Source organism: Streptomyces sp. NPDC001700, assembly GCF_053596435.1.
Map to the genome: position 1 here is coordinate 256,486 of NZ_JBSFGE010000004.1, position 11,524 is coordinate 268,009.

Annotated in this window: 10 protein-coding genes; 4 read left to right on the forward strand and 6 right to left on the reverse strand. The window is 70.4% G+C overall.

Going from position 1 to position 11,524, the window contains the following annotated elements; translation table 11 throughout:
* The first annotated feature begins 53 nt into the window (after positions 1 to 53).
* Positions 54 to 1,055 (forward strand): multicopper oxidase domain-containing protein, encoded by a 1,002-nt coding sequence (locus ACWC5C_RS09575; RefSeq protein ID WP_450874890.1) that lies wholly within the window; start codon positions 54 to 56, stop codon positions 1,053 to 1,055.
* 16 nt (positions 1,056 to 1,071) lie between these two features.
* On the opposite strand, the gene ACWC5C_RS09580 is transcribed toward ACWC5C_RS09575, so the two are convergent.
* Both ACWC5C_RS09580 and ACWC5C_RS09585 read right to left on the reverse strand, forming a co-directional pair.
* Positions 1,072 to 2,025, reverse strand: a complete 954-nt coding sequence (locus ACWC5C_RS09580) for an FG-GAP repeat domain-containing protein (protein WP_450874891.1) — start codon at positions 2,023 to 2,025, stop codon at positions 1,072 to 1,074.
* Between the two features lie 183 nt (positions 2,026 to 2,208).
* Entirely contained in the window at positions 2,209 to 2,919 is a 711-nt protein-coding gene (locus ACWC5C_RS09585) for a FadR/GntR family transcriptional regulator (RefSeq protein WP_450874892.1), read from the reverse strand.
* A gap of 184 nt (positions 2,920 to 3,103) precedes the next feature.
* Here ACWC5C_RS09585 and ACWC5C_RS09590 point away from each other — a divergent pair, with 184 nt between their 5' ends.
* On the forward strand, positions 3,104 to 4,360 hold the full coding sequence (locus ACWC5C_RS09590; protein WP_450874893.1) for an SLC13 family permease: 1,257 nt from the start codon (positions 3,104 to 3,106) through the stop codon (positions 4,358 to 4,360).
* A 32-nt stretch (positions 4,361 to 4,392) separates the two neighbouring features.
* Here ACWC5C_RS09590 and ACWC5C_RS09595 read toward each other — a convergent pair whose 3' ends face one another.
* Together ACWC5C_RS09595 and ACWC5C_RS09600 are read right to left on the reverse strand one after the other, a co-directional pair.
* Positions 4,393 to 4,848: a lamin tail domain-containing protein gene (locus tag ACWC5C_RS09595; protein WP_450874894.1), complete on the reverse strand. Its 456-nt coding sequence runs from the start codon at positions 4,846 to 4,848 to the stop codon at positions 4,393 to 4,395.
* A 232-nt stretch (positions 4,849 to 5,080) separates the two neighbouring features.
* On the reverse strand, positions 5,081 to 5,836 hold the full coding sequence (locus ACWC5C_RS09600; protein WP_450874895.1) for an SDR family NAD(P)-dependent oxidoreductase: 756 nt from the start codon (positions 5,834 to 5,836) through the stop codon (positions 5,081 to 5,083).
* Positions 5,837 to 6,002: 166 nt separating this feature from the next.
* Here ACWC5C_RS09600 and ACWC5C_RS09605 point away from each other — a divergent pair, with 166 nt between their 5' ends.
* On the forward strand, positions 6,003 to 8,612 hold the full coding sequence (locus tag ACWC5C_RS09605) for a PA14 domain-containing protein (RefSeq protein ID WP_450874896.1): 2,610 nt from the start codon (positions 6,003 to 6,005) through the stop codon (positions 8,610 to 8,612).
* Positions 8,613 to 8,670: 58 nt separating this feature from the next.
* Here ACWC5C_RS09605 and ACWC5C_RS09610 read toward each other — a convergent pair whose 3' ends face one another.
* The gene (locus tag ACWC5C_RS09610) at positions 8,671 to 9,144 is read right to left on the reverse strand and encodes a hypothetical protein (protein WP_450874897.1); all 474 of its coding nucleotides are present in this window, start codon (positions 9,142 to 9,144) and stop codon (positions 8,671 to 8,673) included.
* Positions 9,145 to 9,201: 57 nt separating this feature from the next.
* On the reverse strand, positions 9,202 to 9,675 hold the full coding sequence (locus tag ACWC5C_RS09615) for a hypothetical protein (RefSeq protein WP_450874898.1): 474 nt from the start codon (positions 9,673 to 9,675) through the stop codon (positions 9,202 to 9,204).
* Positions 9,676 to 9,901: 226 nt separating this feature from the next.
* Here ACWC5C_RS09615 and ACWC5C_RS09620 point away from each other — a divergent pair, with 226 nt between their 5' ends.
* Complete coding sequence (locus ACWC5C_RS09620) at positions 9,902 to 11,509, forward strand: fatty acyl-CoA synthetase (protein WP_450874899.1); 1,608 nt, start codon at positions 9,902 to 9,904, stop codon at positions 11,507 to 11,509.
* Positions 11,510 to 11,524: the final 15 nt, after the last annotated feature.

The following is an 11,524-nucleotide window of genomic DNA, read 5'->3' on the forward strand; positions in this document are numbered from 1 at the left end:
CCCGGGACGCGTGCATGGCAACGACGGGACGGCCGCACCGAGTTGGGAGAGCGATGAGCGACGCACCCGGCACCATTCCCAGACGCGGCTTCGGCCGCCGGATTCTCGCCGGTGGCGCGGCCGCCGCCGCGATCGGCGGCCCGCTGCCCCTCGCCTCCTCCACCGCCTCCGCGCGGGCCCCGAAGCGCCGCGTGGCCACGGCGGCGGCCGGTGGCGCGGTCCGCCGCATGAAGCTGTACGCGGAGAAGCTGCCGGACGGACAGATGGGCTACGGCCTGGAGAAGGGCAAGGCGTCCATCCCCGGCCCGCTGATCGAGCTGACCGAGGGCGACACCCTGCACATCGAGTTCGAGAACACCATGGACGTCACCGCGAGCCTCCATGTGCACGGCCTGGACTACGACACCGCCAGCGACGGCACCCAGCTCAACCGGAGCGCCGTGGAACCGGGCGGGACGCGTACGTACACCTGGCGCACCCACGCCCCTGGCCCCCGCGCGGACGGCACCTGGCGGCCGGGCAGCGCGGGCTACTGGCACTACCACGACCACGCGGTCGGCACCCCGCACGGCACCATCGGCCTCCGCAACGGGCTGTACGGCCCGGTGGTGGTGCGCCGCGCGGGGGACATCCTGCCGCAGAAGCAGTTCACCATCGTCTTCAACGACATGACCATCAACAACACGTCGGGCCATGACGCGCCCGAGTTCCGGGCGACGGTGGGCGAGCGCGTCGAGATCATCATGATCACGCACGGCGAGTACTACCACACGTTCCATATGCACGGTCATCGCTGGGCGGACAACCGCACGGGCCTCCTGGAGGGTCCTGACGACCCGAGCCGGGTCATCGACAACAAGATCACCGGCCCGGCGGACTCGTTCGGCTTCCAGATCATCGCCGGGGAGAACACCGGCGCGGGCGCGTGGATGTACCACTGCCATGTCCAGAGCCACTCCGACATGGGGATGGCGGGACTCTTCCTGGTCGCCAAGGAGGACGGCACCATCCCGGGCTACGACCCGCACCACCGGTCGGCGGGGCACGGGTCGTAGCTCGCGCGCCGGTGCGTCAGCCGCCGAGGACGTGCACTTCGGTGGAGTTGGTGCCGGTGGCGCTCTTCTTCACCGCGAACAGGTCGGAGGTGCCGTCGCGGTTCCAGTCCGCGAGGCCGAAGTCGAAGGTGGCGCCGGTCTCGTGGAGCGCCGTACCGGTCTGGAGCACGAACCGCTGGAAGGTGCTCGCGGCCGACAGCACGTGCACCTCGGTGGAGTTCGTGCCCGTGGCGCTCTTCTTGAGGGCCACCAGGTCCTGACGGCCGTCCTTGTCCCAGTCCGCCACTCCGAAGTCGAAGGTGGCGCCGGTCTCGTGCAGCGCGGTGCCGGTCTGGAGCACGAAGCGCTGGAAGTTGCTGGCGCCCGAGAGGATGTGGACCTCGGTGGAGTTGGTGCCCGTGTTGCTCTTCTTGATGGCGGCCAGATCCGGACGGCCGTCCCGGTCCCAGTCCGTCACCGCGAAGTCAAACGACCCATCGGTCTCATGCAGCGCCGTACCCGTCTGCACGATGAACCGCTGGAAATTGCTCGCACCGGACAGGATGTGCACCTCGGTCGAGTTGGTACCGGTGGCGCTCTTCTTGATCGCGACCAGATCCGGACGGCTATCCCGGTCCCAGTCCGTCACCGCGAAGTCAAACGACCCATCGGTCTCATGCAGCGCCGTACCCGTCTGCACGATGAACCGCTGGAAGTTGCTGGCGCCCGAAAGGATGTGGACCTCGGTCGAGTTCGTACCCGTGGCGCTCTTCTTGACCTCGATGAGGTCCGGACGGCCGTCGCGGTCCCAGTCGGCGACCAGGCTCGTGAACGTGTCGTCGGTTTCATGGAGGGGGGTGCCGGTCTGCAGGACGAACCCGCTGAAGTTGGCGCGCACGCCGGAGTCGGCGGCGGACGCGCTTGCGGGGAAGGCGAGGATCATGCCCAGTAGTGCGGGGGCGACGACACCAATGGCTCTCTTGACGCGCATAGAAACGTCTCCCTGCCTCATGCCCTCGGGGGCTCCCGAGAGCCGGGTTGATGCTATGGGCGACTGTTGTGCCGAGCGCGCCGCGTGATGCGCCATAGGCCGGAAAGCACGGCTGAGCGACCGATTCCGGTCGGGGAGGCGCTGCGGGCGCCATGTGAAGACGGCCGCCCCCGGCGCCCGCGCTCAGGAGGGGCCGTCCAGGTCCCAGTTGAGCAACCGCACCTGGGCGACCGTACGGACGTGGCGGCGCATGGCCGCGGCCGCGGCCCGGGAGCGGCCCTCGGCGATGGCGTCCAGGATCTTCCGGTGCTGGGCGAACGACCGCTTGGGGCGGCCCGGCTGACGCAGCGACTCCTCTCGGCTCTCGCCGATCTGCTCGGCGATGGAGCGCATGAACTCGGCCAGCAGCGGGCTGTGGGCGGCCGCGGTGACCGCGGCGTGGAAGCGGCGGTCACCCTCGACGCCGGGACGGCCGGTCGCGATCTCGTCCTCCATCCAGTTGAGCGCCTGCTCCAGGGCGGCGAGATCGTCGTCGGTGCGGCGCTCGGCGGCGAGTTCGGCGAGCTTGGTCTCCAGCGCCTCACGGGCGTCCAGCACATCGGGCAGCCGCCGACGGCGCTCCATCAGCCGCTCCACGGGCTCGGTGTCGAGGCTGTCGCGCAGCAGTCGCATCCCGCCGCCCTGGCGCACCTCGACCAGGCCCTGCACCTCCAGGACGACGATGGCCTGCTTGACGGAGGCGCGGCTGATGCCCAGCCGCTCGGCGAGTTCCCGCTCGGTGGGCAGCTTGTCGCCCGCGCGCAGCCCGCCCTCCTCGACGTAGACCCGCAGCCGCTCCAGCACCTGCTCGTACAGGCGCTGACGGTTCATCGGGCGCAGTGCGTCATCGGCCATCCGAGCTTCCCCCTGCTGCAGCCGGCCGCTGCGGTTGGTGACGGCTCCGATCCGCAGCGTAGCACCGGGCCACTGGAGGAGTGGTCGAGTGGCTGAGCCAATGTGTCACGCATGTATTGACTGTCGCACCACCGCGCGCGCAACGTGAGTCGCGGCTGGGCCACTTGCGACGGGAGCGCGCTCGATGTCCGACGAACTGATCTCGATACTCGTGCTGGTGGTGGTCTTCGTGATCGCCACCACCAGATCGATCAACATGGGCGCGCTCTCCTTCGCCGCCGCCTTCGGCGTGGGGGAGCTGGTCGCGGGCTTCGACGCGGACCAGATCTTCGCCGGTTTCCCGGGCGATCTGTTCGTGGTGCTGGTGGGCGTGACGTATCTGTTCGCGCTCGCGCGGGCCAACGGGACCACCGACTGGCTGGTGCACGCGGCGATCCGGCTGGTGGGCGGGCGGGTCGCGCTGATCCCCTGGGTGATGTTCGCGATCAGCGGCGTACTGACCGCGATCGGTGCGGTGAGCCCGGCGGCGGTCGCGATCGTGGCGCCCCTCGCGCTCAGCTTCGCGGCGCGCTACGCGATCAGCCCGCTGCTGATGGGCGCCATGGTGGTGCACGGCGCCCAGGGCGGCGGCTTCTCCCCCATCAGCATCTACGGCTCGATCGTCAACGGGATCGTGGAGCGGGAGAAGCTGCCGGGTAACGAGGTGACCCTGTTCCTGGCCAGCCTCGTCGTCAACCTGCTCATCGCGGCCGTCGTGTTCGTCGTCTGCGGCGGGCTGAAGCTGCCCCGCACGGACACCGCGGCCGGTCCGAAGGAGGACGCGGCGCCGGACGCGGACACCCGGCTCACCCCGGCCCGGGTCGCGACCCTGGTCGCGCTGGTCGCGCTGGTGGTCGCGGTCCTCGTCTTCGACCAGGACGCCGGGCTCACCGCGATCACCCTCGCGGTCGCGCTCAGCGTCGTCTGGCCGGACCACGGCAAGCGGGCGGTCAACGAGGTCACCTGGCCGACCGTGCTGCTGATCTGCGGTGTGCTCACCTATGTCGGGGTGCTGGACGAGATGGGCACCATCACCTACGCGGGGAACGCGGTCACCGACATCGGCGTCCCGCTGCTCGCGGCGCTGCTGCTGTGCTACATCGGGGCGATCATCTCCGCCTTCGCCTCCTCCGTGGGCATCATGGGCGCGCTCATCCCGCTCGCCGTCCCCTTTCTCGCCCAGGGGGACATCGGCGCGGTGGGCATGATCGCGGCGCTCACGGTCTCGGCCACGGTCGTCGACGTCAGCCCGTTCTCGACGAACGGCGCTCTGGTGCTGGCGGCGGCGCCGGATGTCGACCGGGACCGGTTCTTCCGCCAACTGATGATCTACGGGGGCATCATGGTGGTCGTCGTCCCCGCCGCCGTCTGGCTGACGATGGTGGTCCCGGGCCTCGGCTGAACAGAGTCTGCCCCGGCCCGGGACCCCCGGGCTCAGCACATCTTGTAGTCGGCCCGGCTGCTGTTGTACGAGCAGGTGTCGACCGTGCCGCCGCCGCTCTTGCGGAGCGTGGCCTTGTCGCTGGTGTTGTTCCAGACGTAGGCGCGGCGGTCCTGGTACTTGGTGGCGGAGGTGTCCGAGCCGGTGCCGGTCCGCACCGTCACGGTCTTGCCCGCGCCGAGGGTGTACGAGGGGAAGGTGTACGCGTGGCGGCTCGCGTCCACGACCACCCACCCCTTGAGGCTCACTCCGCGCGAGGTGGAGTTCTTGATCTGCACATACTCGGCGTTGAGGCTCTTGGTGCTCCGGGTGTCCGAACCGGGAGAGTCGTAGTAGATCTTGTGCAGATGCACGGAGCCCGCGGCCCCGGCGGGCGTCGCGGGATACAGCAGCGCGATGGCACAGCCCGCCGCGATGGCGGCACTGACCCTGGCGGTCGTACGGAACATGACGTCTCTCCCCTAGCGTCGCGGTGGTGCGCACACAGACGGACGGACGGCCGCGCCCGAGATGGTTTGGGAGTCACGAGGTGACTCCCTCGGTGCGGCCGTCCGTCCGTCTTCCCCCACCTGTGTGGGCAACCAGAGTGGACCGCGGGGCTCCGTGGCGGCAGGGCTGCGCGGCCCCTGATCAGGGGCCCGTCCGGCCCTTGCGCGGGGTGAGTGTTGGTGCGGGGGCGCGTCAGCGTCCGTACTGCGCCCCGCCGTTGATGTGCAGCACCTGCCCGGTGACGTACGCGGCCTCCGGGGAGGCCAGATAGCGGATGGCGGCGGCTATCTCGGCGGGCACGCCCGGCTGTCCGGTGAGCGTCTGCCCGATCTGCTGGGCGATGAACTCGGGAGTGCCGCGCTCCCCGAAGAACTCCGTGTCCTCGACATAGCCCGGGGCCACCGCGTTGGCGGTGACGCCCTCCGCGCCCAGCCGCTTGGCCAGGTCGAAGGTGTAGGTGTGCAGAGCGGCCTTGGTGCCGCCGTACGAACCGGGGCCGCGCAGCGCCGCCACCGAGGAAAGGTGCACGATCCGGCCACCGGGGCGGGCGATATGCGGAATGAGGGCTTCGGTCAACAGCACGGCGGTGAGGACGTTGGCCTCGAAGTTGCGCTGGTACTGGTCGGCGATGCCTTCCAGGGTGCCGTCGTTGCCGGGTGCGACATTGCCGCCCGCGTTGGTGACGATCACGTCGACGGGGCCGTCGGCGGCGATTTCGTCGGCGGCGCGCCGGGTCTGCCCGGGGTCGCTGAGGTCGGCGCCGGTCCAGGTGACCAGACCGTCGCCATGGGCCGCGTTCAGCTTCTCGGCCGCCGCGCGCAGCACCTCGGTGCGGCGTCCCACGATGACGACCCGGTCGCCGTCCGCCGCGAAGGACTCCGCGGTCGCCAGACCGATGCCCGTACCGCCGCCCGACACCACGATCCGTCGCCCCATTACGGCCTCCATCGTGCAAATCGTTGAATCTCGATCATATGTGTGAATCGACGCTAAGCAGAAAGCGCTTTCCCGTCAAGGGTGTTGGCTTGCGTTCAGTATTGACAGGTTCTGTCGCGAATGGCCGAATGATCGGCGCCCCACCTTGTTCCAACAGCTGTTCCGGCAAGGAGGACATGTGCGTTTACGTTCGGCTCTCACCAGACCCGTTGTCGCGGCCCTCGTCCTGGCGCTCGGCGTACTCGGTCTGCTGACCGGCCCCGGCCCCGCCGCGGCCGCCGCATCGGACGACCGCGAGCCCGATCCCGTCATCAACGGCCTGCGCGGCGACTACTACCTCCAGTCCGCCCCGGGCGCCTTCGACTTCCATGAGCTCAAGGCGACCACTCTCGATCCGTCCCTCGACTTCGACAATCTGGAGCCGCGGCTGCAGACCGCCACCGGGCGGTCCGACGACGTCAGCGTGCGGTGGACCGGGAGCCTCGTCCCCGAGCGCTCCGGGGCGCACACGTTCTCCATCACCGGCGACAACGGCTTCCGGCTGTGGATCGACGGCAAGCCCGTCATCGACCACTGGGTCGACGACTGGGACAAGGAACAGGTGTCCGGGCCGGTCGAGCTGACCGAGGGCCGCGCGTACGACATCAAGGTCGAGTACTTCGAGCACTACGGCGGCTCCAACTTCCACCTCGCCTGGACCCCGCCCGGCCAGGCCAAGGAGCCGGTACCGGCGTCGGCGTTCCGGCTGCCCCCGGACTTCGGCTACGAGGGCCCGGTGAGCAGTGCCGTGCAGCCGGACGGCCGGACGCTGCTGATGGACTTCACCCGCCCGCTCGCCGCTCCCCCGGCCGGGCTGACCGGCCACCTCACCGCGGTCATCGGCGGCGCGGCCTGGCCGCTGGGCCGCGCCCGGCTGGACCCGGCCGACCCCTCGCGGCTGCTGCTCGCGCTCAAGGAGCCGGTGGTGGGCCGCGGCGGCGAGGCGATCGTGCGCTACGACGGCGAGGGCGGCCTGGAGAACGACCGGGGCACCGTCGATCAGTTCCTCGCCTTCGGCGGCAACAAGTCGACCTATCAGCTCAGCACCCCCTGGGCCAAGGACGTCGGCCCGGACAACGCCCACCCCGAGTACCCGCGCCCACAGCTGACCCGCGAGCGGTGGAAGAACCTCAACGGCACCTGGCAGTTCGCCGCCGCGACACAGGGCCAGGCGCCCCCGTTCGGGCAGCGGCTGCGGGAACGCGTCCTGGTGCCGTACCCGGTGGAGTCCAAGCTGTCCGGGCTGGAGCGCCACGAGGACCGCATGTGGTACCGGCGCACCTTCACCGTCCCCGAGAACTGGAACGTCGGCGACGGACAGCGGCTGAAGCTGAACTTCGACGCCGTGGACTGGCAGGCCGAGGTCTACGTCAACGGCACCCGGGTCGTCGAACACCGCGGCGGCTACGACCGGTTCAGCGCCGACGTCACCGACGCCCTGCGCCCCGGCCGCACCCAGGAGCTGCTGGTCGGGGTGTACGACCCGACCGACGCCAAGGACGGCGAGAACCCGCCGATGGGCAAGCAGCGGCTGGACCCCAGCGGCATCTTCTACACCCCCTCCTCCGGCATCTGGCAGACGGTCTGGATGGAGCCGGTGGCCGCCGACCACGCCGACAGCCTCAAGCTGACCCCGGATGTGCCGGGCAAGGCGGTCACCGCGGAGGTCCGCGGCGTACGGGACGGGGTGCCGGTCACCGCGACCGCGTACGACGGGAAGCGCGCGGTCGGCAAGGCGAGCGGGCGCACCGGCTCGGCCCTGACCGTCCCGGTGCCCTCGCCCCGGCTGTGGTCGCCCGACGATCCGCAGCTGTACCGGCTGAAGGTGACCGTCGGGCGGGGCGCGAAGGCCGACCGGACCGAGAGCTACTTCGGCATGCGCGACATCGCGGTCGAGGAGGTCGACGGCAAGAAGCGCATCGTGCTCAACGGGAAGCCGTTCTTCTCGATGGCCACCCTCGACCAGGGCTTCTGGCCGGACGGCCTGCACACCGCGCCGACGGACGAGGCCCTGGCGTACGACCTGAAGGCGCACAAGCGGATGGGGTTCAACTCCGTGCGCAAGCACATCAAGGTCGAACCCGACCGCTGGTACTACTGGGCGGACCGGCTCGGACTGCTGGTGTGGCAGGACATGCCGTCCATGAACACCATCGCGCCCTCGGAGAAGGCGCAGGGCCAGTACGAGCGTGAGTTGAAGGCCATGATCGACCAGCACGTCAGCAGCCCGTCGATCGGCATCTGGGTCACCTTCAACGAGAGCTGGGGCCAGTACGGCGGACCCAAGGTGCCCGCGCTCGCCAAGGGCTGGGACCCCACCCGGCTCATCGACGGCGCCAGCGGCTGGAACGACACCGGCAACGGCGACCTCGCCGACATCCACGCCTACCCCGGCCCCGGCGAACCCCGGCCCGACGCGAAGCGGGCGGGCGTCATCGGCGAGTACGGCGGTCTTGGCCTGGCCGTACCGGGGCACGCCTGGCCGGTGCAGCACACCTATGTGGGCGTGGACCAGGAGCAGTACACGGCCGAATATCTGAAGCTGCTCGACAAGGTGCGGCAGCAGGTGGCGTGCCATGGGAACAGCGGCGCGGTCTACACCCAGATCACGGATGTGGAGGGTGAGCTGAACGGGCTCATCACCTATGACCGCGAGAAGGTCAAACCCGATGTGGAGCGGCTGCGCGCGGCGCACCGGTCCCTGATCCGCGCGGCGGAGGACCCGGCGTCGATGGAGTGCACCGGCTAGACCGCGAGAAGCGGTGGCGCCCCGCCCGGTGGATCCCGGGCGGGGCGTCCTACCGGGTCTACTCGTCGACCCTGAGCTTGAAGTGGAGGAGCGGGCCCGCGAGGGTGAGGGTGCCGTGGCCGTAGGCGGAGTGGTAGCTGCCGGTGCCGCCGACGATCGCCGTCTTGGCGGTGACCGTCGCACGGCCCTTGTGGGTGACCTGGTCGCTGAGCACCAGCGAGCCCTTCTTCAGCCGCAGCACCCGGGTGCACTGGACGACGAGTTTGCTGGCGGTGACTCTGACGGTGTCGCACCGCGAGGTGCCGTTACCGGCGTACTTCTTGCCCTTCTCGGTGTACAGCTTGAGCCGGGTCTTCCAGCTGTCGCCGGGCTCGACCCGGTGGGGCTTGGTGCTGACCACGGTGACGCCGAGCAGATCGACCTTCTCGATGTCCCCGCCCGCGGCGGCCCCCGCGACGGACGGCGGGAACAGGGTCAGGGCGGTGGCCAGGGCGGCGGTGGTGACGGTGCCACGGACAGCTGACGGAATCATGGAACCTCCAGGCTCAGGGGTGGGGTGTGACCGGCGGGCGGCGTAGCGGACGTGAGGTCAGTCGTCGACGGCGAGCGAGAAGCGGATCCGGTCCCGCCGCACGGTGACGGTGCCCTGGCCCTCGGCGTCGTTGTAGTGGCCGGTGCCGCCGAGGATGGCGGTCCTGGCGGTGACCGCCGCGCGGCCCTGATGGGTGATCAGGTCGGCGAGGACCAGCGAGCCCTTCTTGAGGCGCAGCACGCGGGTGCACTGGACGAGCCGCTTGCGAGCGGTGACCTCGACGGCGGTGCACTGGGAGGTGCCGTCACCGGCGCGCTTCCGCTTGGGGGTGTAGAGCTTCAGATACATCGTCCAGGAGTCACCGGCCCGGACGCCGTCGGGCCTGTTGTCCGCCACCGTCACACCGGTCACCGTGACCTTCTCGATGTCCTTGTCGCCCGCGTCCGCCCCTGCGGCGGAGGTGGGGAGCAGCACACAGACGGTGGTCAGAGCGGTAGTGGTGACGACGCCACGGACGGCTGGACTGATCATGGAGCCTCCAGGCTCGCGGGATGCCCCGGACCTCCCGGAGCCCTGACCGGTCATTCCATGTAAATGATCACTTTGGGGCAAGGCGGCCCGCACAAGCGGACCGATGTGCCACCCGGTCAGATGCATCGCCCGGGCCGCGCCCGTGCCCTGCGCGGTCTTGAACGCCGCCCCGCGCCGTGTCAGCGTGACGAACCATCCGGCCCGTCCGACCATTCGGGAGACTCTGGTGACCGCATCCCCCTCCCTGCCCGTGGACATCGCGCGCGCCCGGCGCCACGGCATCGCCGATCTGCTGGCGCGCAGCGCCGCCCGGCTGCCCGGCAAGACGGCCGTGGTGTCCGGCGCGCTGCGGCAGACGTACGCGGAGCTGGACGCCCTGGTGAGCCGCACGGCGGGCGCGCTGGCGGCGCGCGGTGTCGCCAAGGGCGACCGGGTGGTGCTGTTCGCGCGCAACTCGCACGGCTATGTGGTGGCGTACTTCGCGCTGGCCCGGCTGGGCGCGGTGTCGGTGCCGGTCAACTTCATGCTGCGGCCGCCGGAGGTCGCGTATCTCCTCGCCCACTCGGGCGCGGTCGGTGTCATCGCGGGGGACGGTCTGCTGGAGGCGGCCGACGCGGCGCTGGCCGAGGCGGCGCCGGAGCGTCTCGTGCTGCGCGCGGCCATCGGCGCGGAGGAGCCGCAGGAGCGGGAGGAGCGGGAGGGCTGGGAGGACTTCGCGGCGCTGGGCGCGGAGTACGGCCATCCGGTGCCCGACCCGGCGCTGGAGGACGACGATCCGGTCCAGCTGATGTACACCTCGGGGACGGAGTCGCGGCCCAAGGGCGCGATCATGACGAGCCGCTGTCTCATCTCGCAGTATCTGACGACGATCGTGGACGGCGGGATGACGGCCGACGACGTCGAGGTCCACGCGCTGCCGCTGTACCACTGCGGCCAGTTGCACGCCTTCCTCACCCCGGACGTCCACCTGGGCGCCACCTCGATCATCCTGCCCGGCCCGGACCCGGCGGCGCTGCTGGCGACGATCGAGGAGGAGCGGGTGACCAAGCTGTTCGCGCCGCCCACCGTGTGGATCGCGCTGCTGCGGCATCCGGAGTTCGGGCGGCGCGATCTGTCGTCGCTGCGGAAGGGGTACTACGGCGCCGCGGCCATGCCGGTCGCCGTGCTGGCCGAGCTGCGGCGGCGGCTGCCGGGGATCGCGTTCTACAACCTCTACGGGCAGACCGAGATGTCGCCGATCGCGACCGTCCTGGGCCCGGCCGACCAGGAGCGCAAGGCCGGGTCGGCGGGGCGGGCCGCACTCAACGTCGAGACGCTGGTGGTGGACGAGGAGGACCGGCCCGTACCGCCGGGCACGGTCGGGGAGATCGTGCACCGCGGCCCGCACACCATGCTCGGCTACTGGCGGGATCCCGAGCGCACCGCGGAGGCGTTCCGGGGCGGCTGGTTCCACAGCGGCGATCTCGGGGTGATGGACGAGGAGGGGTATCTGACCGTCGTCGACCGCAAGAAGGACATGGTCAACAGCGGTGGGGAGAACGTGTCCGGGCGCGAGGTGGAGGAGATTCTGCATGCCCACCCCGCGGTGGCGGAGGCCGCGGTGTTCGGTGTGCCGCATCCGTACTGGATCGAGGCGGTGACGGCGGTCGTGGTGGCCAGGCCCGGGGAGCGGGTGTCGGCCGAGGAGATCACGGCGCACTGCGGGGAGCGGCTGGCCGGGTTCAAGGTGCCCAAGTACGTGGTGGTGGCCGCGGCCCTGCCGAAGAACCCCAGCGGCAAGATCCTCAAACGGGAGCTGCGCGACACCTACGGACACCTCGGCGCCGACGGTTGACGGTTCTGTGTCAAC

What these genes read in the sequence shown, in the direction of transcription:
- ACWC5C_RS09575 (WP_450874890.1), top strand. Translation starts at nt 54, where the DNA reads ATGAGCGACGCACCCGGCACCATTCCCAGACGCGGCTTCGGCCGCCGG.
- ACWC5C_RS09580 (WP_450874891.1), bottom strand. Translation starts at nt 2,025, where the DNA reads ATGCGCGTCAAGAGAGCCATTGGTGTCGTCGCCCCCGCACTACTGGGC.
- ACWC5C_RS09595 (WP_450874894.1), bottom strand. Translation starts at nt 4,848, where the DNA reads ATGTTCCGTACGACCGCCAGGGTCAGTGCCGCCATCGCGGCGGGCTGT.
- ACWC5C_RS09610 (WP_450874897.1), bottom strand. Translation starts at nt 9,144, where the DNA reads ATGATTCCGTCAGCTGTCCGTGGCACCGTCACCACCGCCGCCCTGGCC.
- ACWC5C_RS09615 (WP_450874898.1), bottom strand. Translation starts at nt 9,675, where the DNA reads ATGATCAGTCCAGCCGTCCGTGGCGTCGTCACCACTACCGCTCTGACC.
- ACWC5C_RS09585 (WP_450874892.1), bottom strand. Translation starts at nt 2,919, where the DNA reads ATGGCCGATGACGCACTGCGCCCGATGAACCGTCAGCGCCTGTACGAG.
- ACWC5C_RS09600 (WP_450874895.1), bottom strand. Translation starts at nt 5,836, where the DNA reads ATGGAGGCCGTAATGGGGCGACGGATCGTGGTGTCGGGCGGCGGTACG.
- ACWC5C_RS09590 (WP_450874893.1), top strand. Translation starts at nt 3,104, where the DNA reads ATGTCCGACGAACTGATCTCGATACTCGTGCTGGTGGTGGTCTTCGTG.